The 19,653-nt window shown below is 73.7% G+C and carries 6 protein-coding genes and 1 pseudogene; 4 read left to right on the top strand and 3 right to left on the bottom strand.

Annotation, left to right across the window (positions count from 1 at the left end):
* Positions 1–8: 8 nt before the first annotated feature.
* On the bottom strand, positions 9–2,288 hold the full coding sequence (locus tag STRBO_RS0125700; RefSeq protein ID WP_005483834.1) for a M4 family metallopeptidase: 2,280 nt from the start codon (positions 2,286–2,288) through the stop codon (positions 9–11).
* A gap of 363 nt (positions 2,289–2,651) precedes the next feature.
* Positions 2,652–3,467 carry an SAM-dependent methyltransferase gene (locus tag STRBO_RS0125695; protein WP_005483832.1) on the bottom strand — a complete coding sequence of 272 codons (816 nt, stop codon included), beginning with the start codon at positions 3,465–3,467 and terminating at the stop codon, positions 2,652–2,654.
* A 229-nt stretch (positions 3,468–3,696) separates the two neighbouring features.
* Between STRBO_RS0125695 and STRBO_RS0125690 the strand changes: the two genes are divergently transcribed.
* Together STRBO_RS0125690 and STRBO_RS0125685 are read left to right on the top strand one after the other, a co-directional pair.
* Positions 3,697–3,915, top strand: coding sequence for a hypothetical protein (locus STRBO_RS0125690; protein ID WP_005483829.1), 219 nt, complete (start codon positions 3,697–3,699; stop codon positions 3,913–3,915).
* 174 nt (positions 3,916–4,089) lie between these two features.
* Positions 4,090–4,932, top strand: a complete 843-nt coding sequence (locus STRBO_RS0125685) for a class I SAM-dependent methyltransferase (protein WP_005483828.1) — start codon at positions 4,090–4,092, stop codon at positions 4,930–4,932.
* A gap of 8 nt (positions 4,933–4,940) precedes the next feature.
* On the opposite strand, the gene STRBO_RS0125680 is transcribed toward STRBO_RS0125685, so the two are convergent.
* Positions 4,941–5,747 (bottom strand): thioesterase II family protein, encoded by an 807-nt coding sequence (locus STRBO_RS0125680; RefSeq protein WP_005483827.1) that lies wholly within the window; start codon positions 5,745–5,747, stop codon positions 4,941–4,943.
* A gap of 247 nt (positions 5,748–5,994) precedes the next feature.
* Here STRBO_RS0125680 and STRBO_RS0125675 point away from each other — a divergent pair, with 247 nt between their 5' ends.
* Positions 5,995–12,690, top strand: a complete 6,696-nt coding sequence (locus tag STRBO_RS0125675; RefSeq protein ID WP_005483825.1) for a type I polyketide synthase — start codon at positions 5,995–5,997, stop codon at positions 12,688–12,690.
* Positions 12,691–12,851: 161 nt separating this feature from the next.
* Positions 12,852–19,490: pseudogene (locus tag STRBO_RS0125670) on the top strand (type I polyketide synthase); the annotation flags it as partial.
* Between the last annotated feature and the right edge of the window lie 163 nt (positions 19,491–19,653).

Here is a 19,653-nt window from a genome sequence, read left to right as displayed (position 1 = left end):
ACGGTTCGTCAGAACGTCAGCTTCCAGCTGTCGATGTAACCGGTGTCGAGGCTGGCCACGTCCTGCACCCGCAGCTTCCAGGTGCCCGCGGCGGTCTCGGAGGAGGCGTCCACCGTGTACGTCGCGATGACGTTGTCGGCCGAGTCGGACGACGAGGAGTTCTTCAGCCGGTAGGCCGTCCCGTCCGGGGCCACGAGGTCGACGACCAGGTCACCGCGCCAGGTGTGGACGATGTTCACGTCCACGGTGAGCGTGCCGGGCGCCGCTCCGGCCCGGTTGACGTTGATCGGGGACTCGACGGTGGAGTTGTCGGGGATCTGGTAGTCGGCGGTGTTCTCGAACACCGACTGGTTCCCCTCCTCGTCCACGCGCCAGGCGAAGCTCGCCGTCCCGGTCTTTCCGGCCGCGTCCGTCACGGTGACGGTCGGCGTCCAGTTCCCGGCCGTGGTCGGGGTGCCCGAGATGCGTCCCGTGGCGGCGTCGATGGACAGCCCGTCCGGCAGGCCGGTGGCCGCGTACGACAGGGCGCCGGCGTTGGTGGACGACGCCTGGACGTCGAGGGTGACCGCCTGCCCGGTCAGGGTGTACTGGGCGGCCGGCGGTACGACCGTCACACCGTCGAGGATCCGGGAGCCGACGTTGATCGCGGCCCAGGCGTTGGCGGTGTTGTTGTAGGTCACCGAGCCGAGCCCGTACAGGTCGGCGGCGGCCCGCAGGGTTTGGGTGCGCGCGGCCGCGTAGTTGGTCGTGGACGTCATGTACGTGGTGAGCGCCCGGAACCAGATCTTCTCGGCGGCCTCGCGGCCTATCGGGGTCACCGGAAGTCCGTCGGAGGTCGGTGAGTCGTAGGAGACACCGTTGACGACCTTCGCGCCGCTGCCCTCGGAGGCCAGGTAGAACCAGTGGTTGGCCGGGCCCGAGGAGTAGTGCACGTCGATGTTGCCGAGCGTGGAGGACCAGTAGTCGCGCGAGGAGCCGTCCTTGCTGGGCTTGTCCATGTAACGCAGCGGCGTGCCGTCGCCGTTGATGTCGATCTTCTCGCCGACCATGTAGTCCCCGACGTCCTCGGAGTTGCCGGCGGCGAACTCCACGGCGGCGGCGAAGATGTCGGAGGTCGCCTCGTTCAGCCCGCCGGACTCACCGCTGTAGACGAGGTTGGCGGTGACCGACGTCAGACCGTGCGTCATCTCGTGCGCGGCCACGTCGATCGAGGTGAGCGGGTTGGCGTTGCCCGACCCGTCGCCGTACGTCATGCAGAAGCAGGTGTCCTGCCAGAACGCGTTGACGTAGTTGTTGCCGTAGTGGACCCGGCTGTACGGGGCGACCCCGTCGTTGCGCAGTCCGTTGCGGCCGTGGATGTTCTTGTAGTAGTCCCAGGTCAGCGCGGCCCCGTAGTGCGCGTCCGCACCGGCGGTCTCCAGGTCGGCGGTGGTCCCGTCGCCCCAGACGTCGTCGCTCCCGCTGAACAGCGTGCCCGTCCCGGAGGAGCCCCGGTTCAGGTTGTACGTCCGGTGGTTGCCCCGGTCCGCGTCGGTCAGCGTGTACGAGGAGCCCGACTGGCTGGAGCCGAGGTCGACCGTCCCGCTGTAGCGGGTGTTGCCCGTGCCGGTGTGCACTGCCTCGTACTCGAACAGCTTCTTGCCGGTCTGCGCGTCGGTGATGACGTGCAGTTCGCTGGGCGTGTCGTCGTGCTGGAAGCCGCTGACGACCGTCTCGTAGGCGAGGGTCGGGGTGCCCTTCGCGGCCCAGACGACCTTGCGGCTGCTGTCCGGAGCGGCCTTGGTGGACCCCTCCTTCTTCGCGGCCGTGAGCGCCTGCTTCTCGGCGGTGGCCCTGCTGACCGCGGGGCTGAGGTCGGACACCTTCAACGCGGGCTTGTAGGCCCGGGTGACGCTCTCGACCGCACCGGACTTCGCGGCGTGGACGACCAGATCCCCGCCGAGCACGGGCAGTCCGGCGTAGGTGCGCTCGTAGCGGGTGTGCACGGTGCCGTCGGCGTCCTTGACGACGTCGCGGACCTTCAACTCCTCCTTGCCGCCCAGGTCCAGGCGGTCGGCGGTGGTGTCCACGGCCTTCTCGGCCTTGCGGATGAGGGACGTGCGCTGGCTGGGGGTCAGCTTCGCGGGCAGGGACCCGCGGTCCGGCTTCGCGGCCGCGGGACGGACGGTGCCTTCTCCGCCGTCACCGCGTGCGATCGCCGGGGTGCCCGGGACGGCGACGGCGAGCATCGCCGCCGCGACGACGAGGGCGGCCGTGGCCGTGGTGCGTCTGTGGGGGGTGGATCTCACGCGAACTCCTTAGCTGCGGCCGACGTTGGACGAGCGGCCGTACGAAGGACCCGGTGCACGGGTCGAGGCACCGGGTGGAGCAGGGAGTACTGCGATGCGGGTGCGCGTGCGCCGTCGTGAGACGGAGTGGCCACAGAGTGACAGATGTGAGGGTGTTGTGTCAGGAGCACGCCAAGCGATTGGCCGGAAAGTGATCGATCAACGACCGTGGGAGGTCAGGGAGTTGCCGGGTGTCGTCCGCGCCTCCCGGGCAGGGGCACCGTTCGCACGAGGCCGGGGGTCGGCCGGAGCCGTGGCTCCGACCGACCCCCGGCCCGGGTGAGGTGTGCGGGGGCCAGGCGCGCGGCCCCACGACGCGCGGCCTCACGGCTTTCGGGCGAGACCTCCGTGTTCCGCGACGACTTCCGGGGCGGGACCGGTGGGGTCCGGGCGCCACAGGGGGACCGAGACCACACCGGGGTCCAGCAGTTCCAGGCCGTCGAAGAACGAGGTGATCTCGTCGACCGTGCGCAGGTTGTACGGCACGGCGCCGCTCTCGTTGTAGCCGTCCTGGGCGCGCTCGAAGACCGGGTCGATGTCCCGGGAGCCGTCGTTGATGGAGAGGTAGCTGCCGGACGGCAGTGCCCCCAGCAGCCGGTCGATGATGGAACGTGCCTGGTCGTGGTCGGCGACGTGGCCCAGGATGTTGCTGAGGATCAGCGCGGTCGGCCGACCGAGGTCGAGGGTGTCGGCGGCCGCCGCGAGGATGCGGTCCGGGTCGAGCACGTTCGATTCGACGTAGTCGGTCGCCCCCTCCGGCGTGGACTGGAGCAGGGCGCGGGCGTGGGCCAGGACCAGCGGATCGTTGTCCACGTAGACGATGCGCGCCTCGGGGGCGATGCGCTGGGCGACCTCATGGGTGTTGTCCGCGGTCGGCAGGCCCGTCCCGACGTCCAGGAACTGCCGTATGCCCGCCTCGGCGACCAGGTACGTGATGTTGCGGCGCAGGAACGCGCGGCTGCTGCGGGCGATGGTCACGATGCCCGGGAACACGGCGGTGTACGCGTCGCCGGCCTGTTCGTCGACGGGGTAGTTGTCCTTCCCGCCCAGCCAGTAGTTCCAGATACGGGCCGAGTGCGGCACCGAGGTGTCGATCTTCTGATGCGCCGTAGGTCCGGGGGAGGTCGCGTGGTCGGTCATGTCTACCGTCCGTCTTTCAGCCGAAGCGAGGAGTTCCGGACACAACTTACGTCCCGATACCCTTTCTCCGTACGTCAGTTCACGTTTCTGATGGACCGGGGCGGCAGGACGCCGGGTCCGGGGAGTGGGCGGGGCGCCGCTTCACGCCGGACGGGAACTTCTCGGCTCGAACAGGCGTCCCTACTGGTGAGGCTGGACCGCACACGGTGCGCGACGGAAGTGGGTTGCCATGACGACGATCGACCCGACCAGGATCGAGACCACGCTGGCCGACGGCCGCCGCATGACCCTGTCGCTGCCCGCGACGGACGCGGGATGGGCCGCCGAAGGCATCAAAACCCTCCGCCCCGTCCCGCCCACGCACACCGGCCGCGGCCAGGACCCTCCCGCCCTCCCCGAGCGCCCGGCGCTCCCCCTCGAAGTGGCCCTGCTGGGCTTCGCGTTCTAGTGCCGCGTCAGGCAACGTTCGCCCGTCAAGGAGCGGCGTCCGGTGCGTGCTCTCGATGTGCCGGCCGGAAGGCCTCGTACTGGACGTACTTGGGCTTTCGGCCGGTGCGGCGAGAGTGCGTGCCGGGCGTCGCGACGGGGCGAACGTTGCCTGACGCGGCACTGGCCCGGCGGCATGCCTGACGGGTGGCAGTGGGACCCCACGCTCTTCCGGGGCAGCGCGGTCCACTACGCCCGAGGCCGGCTCCCGTACGCCCCGGGCCTCCCCGAGGCGCTCGCCGGGGCGCTCGGCCCGGACGGCCGGGGCCGGCTGCTCGATGTCGGCTGTGGCCCGGGGACCGTACTGCTGCCGATGGCACGGTTCTTCGCCGAGGCGGTCGGTGTCGATCCGGACGAGGACATGCTGGCCGAGGCCCAACGGCGGGCCGGACGGCGAGGGGTGACCCACGCGCGCTGGGTGGCCGCCCGCGCCGAGGACCTGCCCGCGGGACTGGGGGAGTTCCGGGTCGTGGTGTTCGCGCAGTCCTTCCACTGGACGGATCGCGACCGTGTCGCGGCCGTCGTGCGGGACATGCTGGAACCGGGCGGCGCGCTCGTCCACGTGAGCGAATTGAAGGACCCGCTCCCCGCACCTCCGCCGCCGCCGTCCACCGCGCCGCCCTACGCACGCATCGGGGAGCTGGTACGCCGGTACCTGGGCCCGGTGCGCCGGGCGGGGCAGGGCGTACTGGTCGACGGCACGCCGGGCGGGGAGGAACTCGTCATCGCGCGCGCGGGGTTCAGGGACTTCACGCGCCATGTGGTGCCCGGCGGGCAGGTCGTCACCCGCACCACGGACGACCTCGTCGCCTGGGCGTTCTCCCGGTCCGACTCGACGCCGCACCTGTTCGGCGAAGGGCTGGCCGACTTCGAACGGGACCTGCGGGCGCTGCTGGAGCGGGAGGTCCCGGGTAAGCACCCGTTCGCGGAGCGCCTTCCGGCCACCGAGATCAGGATCTGGCGCAAGCCCCCGGGGTAGGTGAGGCGTCAGCGGTGGTCCACCGGCGCTGTCGGTGGCGTGGAACGGGCTGCGGTCGAGGTCTCGGCCAGGGTCTCGGTGAGCAGGGCGAGGACCTGGGGGGCCTGGTCGACCAGGTAGAAGTGGCCGCCGGGATAGGTTCGCAGGGTGAAGGGGCCGCTCGTGTGCTCCCGCCACGCCCGTACGTCCTCCAGGGGGGCCTTCGGGTCGGTGGTGCCCACCAACGCCGTGACGGGGCAGGTGACCTGGTGGAAGCGGGTGGGGCGGTACAGCTCGGCGGCGCGGTAGTCGTTGCGGAGGGCCGGGAGGATCATGCGGAGCACCTCGTCGTCGCCGAGGATGCGGGTGTCGGTGCCGGCCAGTCGCCTGATCTCGGCGAGGAGGGCCTCGTCGCCCCTGCGGTGCACGTCGTCCTCCGGACGGAAGCGGGAGGGCGCGCGCCGGCCGGAGGCGAACAGCATCGCCGGTACCACGCCTGCCCGTTGCTCCAGCAGGCCCGCGAGTTCGAAGGCGAGGGACGCGCCCATGCTGTGCCCGAAGAGGGCGAGGGGGCGGTCCGCCTCCTGGAGGACCAACGGCAGGAGCCGGTCGGCGAGTTCGGGGATCGTCTCGACGCAGGGCTCCAGTCGGCGGTCCTGGCGGCCGGGGTACTGGACCGCGAGCACCTCGATCCGTGGCGCGAGGGCCTGGGACACGGGGAAGTAGAAGCTCGCCGATCCTCCGGCGTGCGGCAGGCACACCAGCCGCACCGCACTGTCCGGGGCGGGGTGGTAGCGGCGGATCCACAGATCCCTGTCCTCGGTCTGCACGGTCACCTGATGGCTCCGGGGGCTCGGGGCTGGCGGTCCTCGGACGCTAACAGCCGTCGATGACGGGCCGGTTCCCGTCGGCCCCCTGACCCCACCCCTAACCTCCGAAGCCTAGGTCAGGGGTGTTGCGAGACGACCGTGATCGTTCTACTTGAAGCTCCAAGCATCCAGGACCGCTCGGCCCGCCGTCCTGCGGCAGCCGCTGCCCGCTCCCTGGTACACATCCGCACGGCTCCGACCCCAGGGGGTTCCAGTGACGGACGAAGCACGGCTCGTCGAGTACATCCGCACCATGACGGGCGACCTTCGCAAGGCGCACCGACGGCTCAAACAGCTGGAGGACGCCGACAGCGAACCCATAGCCGTCGTCGGGATCGGATGCCGCTTCCCCGGCGGCGTCGACGGCCCCGACGATCTGTGGCGACTGGTGGACGAGGACCGGGACGCCGTAGGGGCCATGCCCGACGACCGCGGCTGGGACTTCGAGGCCCTGTTCGCGGACGGTGACGACCGGCTCGGCACCAGTCGCGCCCGGGAAGGGGCCTTCCTCTACGACGCCGGCGAGTTCGACGCCGGCTTCTTCGGGATCTCGCCCCGCGAGGCCCTCGCCATGGACCCGCAGCAGCGGTTGCTGCTGGAGGTGACCTGGGAGGCGCTGGAGCACGCCCAGATCGTGCCGGCGACCCTCGCCGGCAGCCGCACCGGCGTCTACGCCGGGATCATGTACCACGACTACGGCGGCGAACTGTCCACCCTCCCCGACGAGGCCCAGGGCCTGCTGAGCACCGGAATCGCCGGCAGCGTGGTCTCGGGCCGGGTCGCCTACACCCTCGGCCTCGAAGGCCCCGCCCTCACCGTCGACACGGCCTGCTCCTCCTCGCTGGTCACCCTGCACCTGGCCGCCCAGGCACTGCGGGCCGGCGAGTGCGAGCTGGCGCTGGCCGGCGGTGTCACCGTGATGTCCAGCCCGTTCACCTTCGTCGAGAGCACCCGGCAGGGGAACGTGGCCCCCTACGGGCGTTGCCGGTCCTTCGCGGACGCCGCCGACGGCACCGCGTGGGGCGAGGGCGCGGCCGTACTGGTGGTGGAGCGCCTCTCGGACGCCCGGCGCAACGGGCACCGGATCCTCGCCGTGATCCGGGGCACCGCCGTCAACCAGGACGGTGCCTCCAACGGGCTGACGGCGCCCAACGGACCCTCCCAACAGCGCGTCATCCGGCAGGCGCTGGCGAACGCCCGGCTGACGGCGGCCGACGTGGACGTCGTCGAGGGGCACGGCACCGGCACCCGGCTCGGCGACCCCGTGGAGGCGCAGGCGCTGCTGGCCACCTACGGCGCGGAGCGGCCCGAGGGTCATCCGCTGTGGCTCGGGTCGGTCAAGTCCAACCTGGCCCACCCCCAGGCCGCCGCCGGCGCCGCCGGAGTCATCAAGATGGTGATGGCGATGCGGCACGGGCGACTGCCCCGCACACTCCACGTGGACCGGCCCACCCCTCAGGTGGACTGGACCGCCGGCGCCGTCGAACTCCTCACCGAGCCGCGCGACTGGCCCGACCTCGACCGGCCCCGGCGGGCGGCCGTCTCCTCCTTCGGCGTGGGCGGCACCAACGCGCACGTGATCATCGAACAGGCCCCGGCGGACGTGGAGCCGGCCCCGATCGCGGCGAACGAACCGGCGCGGACCGGCGACCAAGACCTCCCCGGCCAGGGCGGGTTCGGCCCGCCCTCGACCGATGCCCCACCGGATGCCGGGCGGGCTTCTGCCGCCGAGGGGCGGCGGGCCGACGCGCCGGCCCTCGCGCCGCTGCCCGTCGTACCCGTCCTCGTGTCCGCCCGGGATGCCGAGGCGCTGGGCTCGCAGGCCGCCAGGTTGCACGCGCAGTTGACGCGGGACAACGCCGACGCGGGCGCTCCCCGGCTGCTCGACCTCGGCCTCGCCACCGCCACCACCCGGGCCGCGCTCGAACACCGGGCCGTGGTCGTGGCGACGGACGGCGACGACCTCGCCGACGCCCTGACGGCCCTGGCCGCCGCGGAACCCGCTCCCGGCCTTGTGACGGGACTGGCCGACGACCAGGTCTGCGCCTTCCTGTTCACCGGGCAGGGCGCCCAGCGGCCCGGCATGGGACGGGAGTTGTACGCCGTCTTCCCGGTCTACGCACAGGCCCTCGACTCCGTGTGCGCGCAGCTCGACGGACACCTGGAACGCCCCCTGCGCGACCTGATGTTCGCCGAGGCCGGCACCGACGGCGCCGCGCTGCTGGACGAGACCCAGTACACCCAGGCGGCGACCTTCGCCATGGAGGTGGCGCTGTTCCGGCTGGTGGAGAGCTGGGGCGTGACACCCCGCCTCCTGGCCGGGCACTCCATCGGCGAACTCGCCGCCGCCCATGTGTCCGGCATGCTGGCACTGCCCGACGCGTGCGCCCTGGTCGCCGCGCGCGGCCGGCTCATGCAGGCCCTGCCCGCGGGCGGCGCCATGGTCGCCCTGGAGGCCACCGAGGACGAGATCGCGCCGCTGCTCGCGGGTCAGGAGGGCGTTGTCGCGCTGGCCGCGGTCAACGGCGAGCGTTCCGTCGTGGCCTCGGGCACGGCCGCCGCCGTCACCGCGATCGCCGAGCACTTCAGCGGCCTCGGCCGCCGCACCCGGCACCTGCGGGTGTCCCACGCCTTCCACTCGCCGCTCATGGACCCGATGCTCGACGACTTCCGCGACGTCGTACGGAAACTGACGTTCCACCCGCCCGCCGTCCCCGTCGTCTCCAGCGTCACCGGCGCCCTCCAGAGCGACGACGCGTGGCGCTCACCGGACTACTGGGCCCGGCAGGTCCGGGACACGGTCCGCTTCCACGAGGTGACCCGCGCACTGCGGAAGGCGGGCGTCACCGCACTGGTCGAACTGGGCCCCGACGCCGCGCTCACCGCCATGGCGGACACCGACGACGAAGCCCTCCGGCCCGTGGCGGCCCAGCGCCGCGACCAGCCCGAGACCCGCGCGCTCGTCACCGCCCTCGCGCGACTGCACACCCGCGGCGTCCCCGTGGACTGGGCGGCCTTCTTCGCCGGGCGGGGCGCCCGACCGGTGCCCCTGCCGACGTACGCCTTCCAGCGGCGCCACTACTGGCTGCGGCCCAAGCCCGGCACGGCGGCCACCACGGGCGCCGCCGGACTGCCCACGGCCGGACACCCCCTGCTGGGTGCCGCCGTCACCGTGGCGGGCACCGGCACCCTGCTGCTGACCGGGCGCCTCGGCCTGGACACCCACCCGTGGCTGGCCGACCACGCCGTGGGCGGCTCGGTCCTCGTCCCCGGCACCGCCCTGCTGGAGCTGGCCCTGCACGCCGCCTCCCGGCTGGAGGCGACGACCCGCACGGCCCTGGCCGTCACCGAACTCGTCCTGCAGGCCCCTCTGATCCTGCCCGTCACCGGAGGCGTACGGATTCAGGTCGTCGTCGACGGACCCGACGACGACGGCCGGTGCGCCTTCCGCGTCGTCTCCCAGCCGGAGTCCGCCGACGGTGACGCATGGACCACGCACGCCGACGGCGTCCTCGGCGCCGAAGCGCCCGAGGACGGTGAGGCCCCGGCCGGGCCCTGGCCCCCGGCCGACGCCACCCCCGTCGACACCGACGCCCTCTACGCCGACTTCGCCGCCGGCGGCTTCGCCTACGGCCCCGCCTTCCAGGGCGTCCGGCGTGCGTGGCGGCACGGTGACGAGGTGTACGCGGAGGTCGCCCTGCCCGAATCGGTCGCGGGCGCCGCCGACTTCGCGCTCCACCCCGCGCTCGCCGACGCGGCCCTGCACGCGGCCGTGTTCGCGGGCGGACCGTTCGCCGATGCGGCCGGCCAGGCGCGGCTGCCGTTCGTCTGGGACGGCGTCACCCTGCACGCCACCGGCGCCACCGCCCTGCGCGTGCGGATCACCCCCACCGGCCCGGACGGCTTCGCCCTCGCGCTCGCGGATCCGACGGGCACCCCCGTGGCGACGATCCGCTCCCTGACCGTCCGGGCCGCCCCCGACCTCGCCGCCCCCGCCCCCGCCGGCGCGCCGACCGACGATCTCCATCTGCCCGGCTGGGAAGAGGTGCCGCTGCCGGCCGGGCCCGGCGCCGCGGCCGAGCGCTGGGCCCTCGTCGGGGACCCCGGCCTCCTGCCCGACCTGCCGGAAGCCGCCCACCACCCCGATCCGGCCACGGCCGCGCACGACGCCGACCAGGTCGCCCTCGCCCTCGACGCGGCGCTGCCACCGGCCACCGGGCCCGGTGACCCCGAGGCCGTGGCGGCCGTGCACACCGTGACCGCGCGGGCCCTCGACACCATCCGGAACCTGCTCGCCGACTCCGCCGACACCGGCGCCGCCCGGCTCGTCGTACTGCTGCGGGGCGCCGTACGCGTCGGGGACGGGGAGGACGCCCCCGATCCGGTGGCCGCCGCCGCGTGGGGGCTGCTGAGTTCCGCCGCGCACGAGAATCCCGACCGGATCACCGTCGTCGACTGGGACGGGGCGCCGGAGTCGGCCGCCGTCCTCACCCGGGCCGTCGCGTACCCGGAGCCCCGGCTCGCCCTGCGCGCGGGCTCCCTCCACGTGCCCCGGCTCGTCCCCCTAGCCCGCGACTCGGCACTGCTGCCGCCGTCGGAGCCAGGCCCCTGGGTCCTCGACCGGGCGGTGGACGGCGCCACCATCGACGACCTGGCACTCGTCCCGGCACCCGAGAGCCTCGCGGCACCGCTCGGACCCGGCCAGGTACGCGTCGAGGTACGCGCCGCCGGCGTGAACTTCCGGGACGTCGTCGTCGCCCTCGGCCTCGTCGACGGACTGCGCGGCCTCGGCGGCGAACTCGCCGGTGTGGTCACCGCCGTCGGCCCCGACGTGACCGGCGTCGGGCCGGGTGACCGTGTCCTCGGGCTGGGCCCCGCCACGTTCGGCCCGGTCGCGGTCACCGACCACCGCTGGCTGGCCCCGATGCCCGAGGGCTGGAGCTTCGAACAGGCCGCCGCCGTCCCCATCGCCTATCTCACCGCCTACTACGGCCTGGTGGACCTCGCGGGCGTCCGCCCCGGCCAGAAGGTGCTCGTCCACGCCGGAGCCGGCGGCGTCGGCACCGCCGCCGTCCAGCTCGCCCGGCACCTGGGCGCCGAGGTGTACGCCACCTCCAGCGCCGGGAAGCGGCAGGTGCTGCGCGCCGCCGGACTCGACGACGCCCACACCGCTGACTCCCGCAGCCTCGACTTCGCCGACCACTTCCGGCAGACCACCGGCGGGCAGGGCATGGACGTCGTCCTGGACTGTCTCGCCGGGGAGTTCGTCGACGCCGGCCTCTCACTGCTGCCGCGCGGCGGTCACTTCCTGGAGATGGGCAAGACCGACATCCGCGACCCGGAGGCCGTCGCCGCCACCCACGCCGGGGTCGTCTACCAGGCGTACGACCTCCAGGAGGCGGCCCCCGCCCGGATGCGCGAGATGCTCGGGGCGGTCCTCGACCTCTTCGCGCGAGGCGCCCTCACCCCGCCGCCGCTCACCGTCTGGGACATCCGCCGGGCCCGTGACGCCTTCCGCGCGCTCAGTCAGGCCAAACTGGTCGGCAAGGCCGTCCTCACCGTCCCCCGCGGCACCGATCCGGCGGGCACCTTCGTCGTCACCGGCGCGAGCGGCCACCTCGGCGGCCTCGTCGCCCGGCACCTCGTCGCCCGCCACGGAGCCCGGCACCTGCTGCTGCTCAGCCGCCGGGGCCCCGACGCCCCGGGAGCCGCCGCACTGGAGGCCGACCTGCGCGCGGCCGGTGCCGCCGACGTCACGACCCTGTGCTGCGACACCGCCGACCGCGACGCCCTGCGCACCGCACTGGCCGGCCTGCCCGCGGACCGGCCGACCACGGCGATCGTGCACACCGCCGGAGTCCTCGACGACGGTATCGCCGCCGGGCTCACCGACGAGCAACTGCACCGCGTCCTGCGGCCGAAGGTCGACGCGGCCGCCCACCTCGACTCGGTCACCCGCGAACTCGGCCACGACCCGGCCCTGTTCGTCCTGTTCTCCTCCGCCTCCGGCTTCACCGGCAACCCCGGCCAGGCCAACTACGCGGCGGCGAACCTCTGGCTGGACGCCCTCGCCGCCCGGCGCAGGGCCCGAGGACTCGCCGGCGTCTCCCTGCTCTGGGGCGCCTGGGAACAGGCGGGCGACGGCATGACCGCACAGCTCGGCGACAACGACCAGCGACGCATGGCCAGGTCCGGACTGCGCGCCCTCGGCCCGGACCGGGGACTCGCCCTCCTCGACGCCGCCCTCGGCGCGGACGCCGACGCGGTGGCACCCCTCGCGCTGGACACCGCGGGCCTGCGCGCCCAGGCCGAGGCGGGCACCCTGCCCGCCGTCTTCCGCGGCCTCGTCCAGGCCCCCGTCCTGCGTCGCGCCGCCGTCGCCGGCGCCCGGGAACCCGCCCTGGCCGAACGGCTGGCCGCGCTCTCCGACCCCGAGCGGGACCGCCTGCTGCTCGACCTCATCACCAGGCACACCGCCACCGTCCTCGGCCACGGCTCACCGAACTCCCTCGGCTCCCAGCGGACCTTCCGCGAACTCGGCTTCGACTCCCTGACCGCCGTCGAACTGCGCAACAGCCTCGGCGCCGCGACCGGGCTGCGGCTGCCCGCGACGCTCGTCTTCGACCACCCCACCCCCCAGGCGCTGGCGGAACTGCTGCGCACCGAACTCGCCCCGCCACAGGCGTCACCGGCACAGGAGGCGCTCGCCCTGCTCGACGGCCTGTACCGGCACCTGGACGCGGTCTGCGAGGACGACCCCGACCGCAGGCGGCTCGACGAACGGCTCCGCCAGGTGCTGGAGACCTGGCGGCAGCCCGACGGCACCTCCACCGACCCCGACCACGACCTCGACACGGCCTCCGACGACGACCTGTTCGCCATGGTCGACGACGGAGTCCGGCTGCCCTGACCCCGGGCGGCACCGCCTGCCCGGCGAGGCCACACCCCGCCCCGCCGGGCAGGCATCACACCCCCCACCGCGAGGAAAGTGACGCACGCATGCCCAGCACATCGGACGAACCCGGCAGCGCCACCGAGCACAAACTCCGCGAGTACCTCAGGCGGGCCATCGCCGACGCCCGCGACCTGCGCGACCGGCTCCGGCAGACGGAGGACCGGATACGGGAACCGATCGCCGTCACCGGCATGGCCTGCAGGTTCCCCGGCGGGGTCGCCTCCCCCGACGACCTGTGGCACATGGTGGCCGGCGGCACGGACGCGATCGGCCCCTTCCCCCGTGACCGCGGCTGGCCGCTGGAGGACCTCCACGAAGCGGCCGTCGGCGCCTCCTCCCCGATGACCCTGGAAGGCGGCTTCCTCGACGATCCCGCGGGTTTCGACGCGGAGTTCTTCGGTATCTCGCCGCGCGAGGCGCTGGCGATGGACCCGCAGCAGCGGCTGCTGCTGGAGGTGTCCTGGGAGGCGGTGGAGCGTGCCGGCATCGACCCGTGGTCGCTGCGCGGCAGCCGCACCGGAGTGTTCCTCGGCGGCGGGACGGAGGACTTCGTCGGACTGCTGTCGATGTGCCGGGACTCCGAGGAGACCTCCTCGCTCACCGGGACGACCAGCAGTGTCCTGTCCGGCCGGGTGGCGTACACGCTCGGCCTGGAGGGCCCGGCGCTGACCGTGGACACGGCCTGCTCCTCCTCCCTGGTCACCCTGCACCTCGCGGTACAGGCCCTGCGGATGGGGGAGTGCGATCTCGCGCTCGCCGGCGGTGTGGCGGTGATGTCGACGCCCGGCATCTTCCCCGAGTTCGCCCGGCAGGGCGGTCTGGCGGCGGACGGCCGCTGCAAGGCGTTCGCCGACACGGCCGACGGTACCGGCTGGGGCGAGGGGGTGGGCGTGCTGATGGTGGAGCGCCTGTCGGACGCCCGTCGGCACGGGCGTCCGGTACTGGCGGTGGTTCGGGGGTCGGCGGTGAACCAGGACGGCGCCTCCAACGGTCTCACCGCCCCCAACGGCCCGTCCCAACAGCGCGTGATCCGGGACGCGTTGACGAACGCGGGGCTGTCACCGGCGGACGTGGACGCCGTGGAGGCGCACGGGACCGGGACGCGGCTGGGCGATCCGATCGAGGCGCAGGCGCTGCTCGCGGTGTACGGGCAGGGGCGGCCGGAGGACCGGCCGGTGTGGGTCGGGTCCGTCAAGTCCAACATCGGGCACACGGTGGCGGCCGCCGGCGTGGGCGGTGTGATCAAGACGGTGATGGCGCTGCGGCACGGAGTGCTGCCGCGGACCCTGCACGTGGACGAACCGACCCGGCAGGTCGACTGGTCGGCGGGCGCGATGGAGGTGCTGACGGAGGCCCGGCCGTGGCCGGAGACGGGCCGTCCGCGCCGGGCGGGCGTGTCGTCGTTCGGGATCAGCGGCACCAACGCCCATGTCGTCCTCGAACAGGGCGACGACGCTCCCGCCGGGTCTTCGGAGGAGGGAGGGGACGGCACCGCCCTGCCCTGGTTGCTCTCCGCGCGCACCGAGGCCGCGCTGCGGTCCCAGGCGGCCCGGCTCCTGGCCCGTCTGGAGGACCACCCCGACGCCCGCCCCCAGGATGTCGGCCTCTCGGCGACGGTCTCGCGCTCCGCGTTGGAGCATCGGGCGGTGGTGGTGGGTGTGGGGTGTGGGGAGTTGGTGCGGGGGGTGGTGGCGGTTGCGGAGGGGCGGCCGGATGCGGGGGTGGTGCGGGGTCGTGTGGTGGGTGGGGGTGGTGTGGGCCCGGGTCCGGTGTTCGTGTTTCCGGGGCAGGGGTCGCAGTGGGTGGGTATGGCGGTGGAGTTGCTCGCGACCTCGCCGGTCTTCGCGGCGCGTATGGCCGAGTGCGAGGAGGCTCTGTCGGCGTTCGTGGACTGGTCGCTCGGTGAAGTCCTCTGCGACAGCGACGAGTTGACACGGGTCGATGTGGTCCAGCCCGTGCTGTGGGCGGTGATGGTGTCGCTGGCGGAGGTGTGGCGGTCCTACGGCGTGGAGCCGGCGGCTGTGGTGGGTCATTCGCAGGGTGAGATCGCGGCGGCTGTGGTGGCGGGGGCTTTGTCGTTGGAGGACGGGGCGCGGGTGGTGGCCCTGCGTTCCAGGGCGCTTGTCGCGCTGTCGGGTGGTGGGGGTATGGCGTCGGTGGAGTTGCCGGTTGCCGAGGTGCGTGCGTTGCCTGCGGTGGTGGAGGGGCGGGTGGAGGTGGCGGCGGTGAATGGTCCGTCGTCGGTGGTGGTGGCGGGGGGTGTCGGGGGGGTGGATGAGGTGATTGCGCAGGTGGGGGCGCGTGGTGTTCGTGCGCGGCGTGTGGAGGTGGATTATGCCTCGCATTCCGTGGGGGTCGAGGTGCTGCGTGCGGAGGTTCCGGCGGTGCTTGCGGGCCTTGTTCCTGTTGCTTCTTCGGTGCCGTTTCATTCGACGGTGACGGCGGGGCGGTTCGACACCAGGGGTTTGGACGGGGAGTACTGGTATCGCAATCTGCGGTCGACCGTCCGTCTGGAGGAGACGGTGGCGGGGCTGGTGGAGGCGGGTCATGACCTTTTTGTCGACGTGAGTCCGCATCCGGTGCTGACGGGTGCGGTGCAGGCCACGGCGGAGGCGGCTGGTCGTGAGGTCGCCGCGATCGGCACGCTGCGTCGCGGCGAGGGCGGCCTCCAGCGGCTGCTGTTGTCGTTGGGCGAGGCATATGTGGCCGGGGCCCCGGTGGAGTGGCGGCGGTGCTTCGCCGGGACCGGCGCCCGGACCGTGGACCTGCCCACCTACGCCTTCCAGCACCAGCGCTACTGGACCGAGATGCCGGTCGCGCGGTTCGGTGACGCGGCGCTCGCCGGGCTCGGCCGGGTCGAACACCCCCTGCTCGGTGCGGTCGTGGAACCGGCCGACGCGGATCGCACGGTGTTCACCGGGAGGCTCTCGCCGAGGGACCAGCCGTGGACGGCCGACCACGTGGTGCACGGGACCGTCCTGCTGCCCGGTACGGCCTTTCTGGAGCTGGCCCTGTGGGCGGGGGAGTGGCTCCGGACACCCCGGGTCGACGAACTCGTCCTGGCGGCTCCGCTGGCACTGCGCGAGTCGGAGCCGGTGCGGTTGCAGATCGTGGTGGACGAACCGGACGAGGAGGGACGGCGCGCGGCGCGCTTCTTCTCCCGCGCGGAGTCGGCGGACGAGGAGGAGTGGACCCGGCACGGCACCGCTGTCCTGAGCGAGGAGCCGCAGCCGGACTTCGATCTGGGCGCGTGGCCGCCCACCGGGGCCGAGCCCGTCGAACTGGACGGCCTCTACGAGAAGATGGCGACCGCCGGGTTCGGGTACGGTCCGGCCTTCCGCGGGCTGCGCGCCGCCTGGCGGCGGGGCGACGAGGTGTTCGCCGAGGTCGAGACGGACCCCGCGCTCGCCTCGGGCGACGGCTTCGTGGCGCACCCGGCGCTCCTGGACGCGGCCCTGCACGGCGTCAGTCTGCTCCCGGGCACCCTGGACGGGGGCGCGCGGCTGCCGTTCTCGTGGTCGGGTGTCACGGCGTACGCGACCGGTGCCACCTCGCTGCGGGTCCGGCTGGCCCCGACGGGCTCCGACGGACTGTCCGTGCACGCGGTGGACGCCCTCGGGGCGCCCGTTCTCGCCGTGGACGAACTCGCCTTCCGGCCGGTCTCCCCCGACCGGCTGACACCGGCGGCGTCCGGCGCGCCGGACGGACTGCTCCGCGTCGAGTGGCGGGAACTGCCGGTACGTGCCGCCACGGCCGGGACGTACGCCTGGCTCGGCGCGGGCGCCCCGGAGGGTCGGCCGGACCGGGGCGACGAGGCAGCGCCGGAGAGCGCCGGGGACCGATGGCAGGTGTACAGCGACGTGGCGGCGCTGGACGCGGCGCTCGCCGCCGGTGCGACGGCGCCTTCGGCCGTGGTCGCGTGCTGCCCCGTCACGGCCGAGGAGGACACGCCGGCCGACGCGGCCGAGCGGGCGGCGGGCTGGGGGCTCGAACTGGTGCGGCAGCGGGCGGCCGACGGCCGGAGTGCGGAGGTGCCGCTGCTCGTGGTCACCCGAGGCGCCGCGCCGGTGCCCGGCGCGGCGCCGACGGCCACGGGAACCGCCCACGCGGCCCTCGTCGGACTGCTCCGCTCGGCCCAGGCGGAGGAGCCGGGCCGCATCGTCCTGGTGGACGTGGACGACCCTGCCGGCGGCCCGTCCGCCGAGGCCCCTCCACCCGGCCTCCCGCTCCCTGCGTTCCTCCCGCTCCTCCCGCCCCTGCTCGACCTGGCCCTCGCCGCCGGCGAACCCGAAGTCGCCGTGCGCGACGGCAGGGTCTACGGGCGGCGCATGACACGTGTCCTCGACGAGCCGGGCGGACTGCGCGCGCCCGCCGGGGTCGCGCAGTGGCGGCTCGACGTCACCGAGCCCGGGTCGTTCGGCAACCTGGCCCTCGTGCCCGACACGGAGGGGACCGGTGAACTCGCCGAGGGCCAGGTGCGGGTGGCCGTACGGGCGGCCGGCGTCAACTTCCGGGACACCCTGATCGCGCTCGGCATGTACCCGGACCGGGCCCGCCTCGGCAGCGAGGGGTGCGGGGTGGTGACCGAGGTGGGCCCCGGTGTCGTACGGCCCGCGGTCGGGGACCGGGTGATGGGCACGCTGGACACCCCCTTCGCGCCGCTGTCCGTGGCGGACGCCCGACTGCTCGCGCCGGTCCCCGCCGGGTGGACCGATGTGCAGGGCGCGTCGGCCACGGTCGCGTTCCTGACCGCGTACCACGGCCTGGTGGACCTCGGCGGGCTGTGCGCCGGCCGACGCGTGCTGATCCATGCCGGGGCGGGCGGGGTGGGCTCCGCCGCCGTGCAGCTCGCACGCCGTCTGGGCGCCGAGGTGTACGCGACGGCCTCCCGGCCCAAGTGGGACGCGCTGCGCGCGGCCGGGCTCGACGACGCGCACATCGCGGACTCGCGCACCCTGGAGTTCCGGGACGCGTTCCTCGCCGCCTCCGACGGCCGGGGCATGGACGTCGTCCTCAACTGCCTGGCGGGGGAGTTCACCGACGCCTCCCTCGAACTGCTCCCGCACGGCGGGCGGTTCGTCGAGATGGGCAAGACCGACCTCCGGGACCCCCGCCGGATCGCCGCGGACCGTCCGGGAGTCGTGTACCGGCCGTTCGACCTCGCCGACGCGGGGCCGGAGCGGATCGAGGAGATCCTGCGCGAGCTGGGAACTCTGTTCTCCGACGGCACCCTCACCCCGCCCCCGGCCACCGTCTGGGACGTCCACCGGGCCCCGAGCGCCTTCCGGGCCCTGGCCCAGGCCACCCTCGTGGGCAAGGCCGTACTGACCGTGCCGTCCGCCGGGTTCGCCCCCGACGAGGCCGTGCTCGTCACCGGCGGCACCGGCACCCTCGGCGCCCTGGTGGCCCGGCGCCTCGTCACCCACCACGCGGCCCGTCACCTGCTCCTGCTGTCCCGATCGGGTCAGCAGTCGGCGCAGGCCCGGGCGCTGTGCGCCGAACTCGCCGACGCGGGCGCCGATGTGGAGATCGTCGCCGATGACATCGCGGACCCCGGCGCCGCCGACCGGCTCCACGCCGTCCTCGCACGCCTCGCCGTACGACTGGGCGGCATCGTGCACTGCGCGGGCACCACCGACGACGGTGCGATCGGCTCGCTGACCACAGAGCGGCTGAGGGCGGTGCTCCGGCCGAAGACGCACGGGGCGTGGAACCTGCACCGGCTCACACAACTCCGTCCCGAACTGAGGAAGTTCGTCCTCTTCTCCTCCGCTGCCGCCACCGTGGGGACGCCGGGGCAGGCGAACTACGCGGCCGCCAACGCCTTCCTCGACGCCCTCGCCGGTCACCGACGGGAGCAGGGGCTGCCCGCCGTGTCCGTCGGGTGGGGGCTGTGGGAGCGCAGCAGCGGCCTCACCGCTCATCTGGACGCCACCGACCACCGGCGGCTGCGGGCCGGCGGCTTCCGGTCCCTGGCCACCGACGAGGCGCTCGCCCTGTTCGACGAGGTGCTGCTCGGCGTGACGGCGGACCCCACCGTCGTGGCGGCACCGGTGGACGGCGCGGCCCTGCGGGCGCGGCACGCGCGTGAGCCCCTGCCCGCGCTGTTCCACCCCCTGCTCGGCCCGTCCGCCGCCCGTGCGCGACGCCGGGCCGCCGTCCGGGAGGCGCACGAGCCCGGAGAGGTGCTGCGCACCCGTCTCGCGGCCATGCCCCAGGAGCGGCGCACCAGTGCCCTGCTCGGTCTGGTGCGGGCCGAGGTGGCCGCCGTGCTCGGGCACAGCACGCCCCAACTCCTGGACACAGGGCGGTCGTTCCGCGAGATGGGCTTCGACTCTCTCACGGCCGTCGAACTGCGAAATCGGCTCAATGCCGTCACCGGCTTGCGACTTCCGGCCACTTTGGTCTTCGACCATCCCCGTCTCGACGTGCTCGCCGCCCATGTGTCGGCCGCGCTCGCGCCGGGCGGGACCGGGGCGGACACCGCGCCGGACGGTGGCGCGAAGGAGGCGGAGATCCGCAGCCTCATCATGTCCGTGCCCTTGGCACGACTGCGCGAGAGCGGTCTGCTCGACCCGTTGCTCGCCCTCGCCGCCGGCCGCTCGGCACCGTCGAGCGTGTCCGGGCACACCGAACCCGACCGGAGCGAGGGGATTCGGGCCATGGACGCGGCGGCGCTGGTGCAAATGGCCAGATCCCTTTCCGCGGAAGGCGAAGTGGACAGAGAAGTGACGCGTAATCATCCCTCTGGCTGAACTCGGAGAATCTCAATGCTTCGCACGAGAAGTGTTTGCGGAATGCTCACTTCCATGGGTGCTGTGCCTTGGCTATGTTGGGGGCGAGTCCGTCCCGACCGTGAGGTCGAGGCGGCGGAGCAGCCTTATGTGGTATCGGCTCGACCTACCGATGCGGTGTTTG

It is taken from the genome of Streptomyces bottropensis ATCC 25435 (genome assembly GCF_000383595.1).
GTDB lineage: Bacteria > Actinomycetota > Actinomycetes > Streptomycetales > Streptomycetaceae > Streptomyces > Streptomyces bottropensis.
This window is presented reverse-complemented; position numbering and strand designations above follow the sequence as displayed.

Bases quoted from the DNA above. Each gene is read 5' to 3' on its own strand.
- STRBO_RS0125695 (WP_005483832.1), bottom strand. From the start codon at position 3,467: ATGACCGACCACGCGACCTCCCCCGGACCTACGGCGCATCAGAAGATC.
- STRBO_RS0125690 (WP_005483829.1), top strand. From the start codon at position 3,697: ATGACGACGATCGACCCGACCAGGATCGAGACCACGCTGGCCGACGGC.
- STRBO_RS0125685 (WP_005483828.1), top strand. From the start codon at position 4,090: ATGCCTGACGGGTGGCAGTGGGACCCCACGCTCTTCCGGGGCAGCGCG.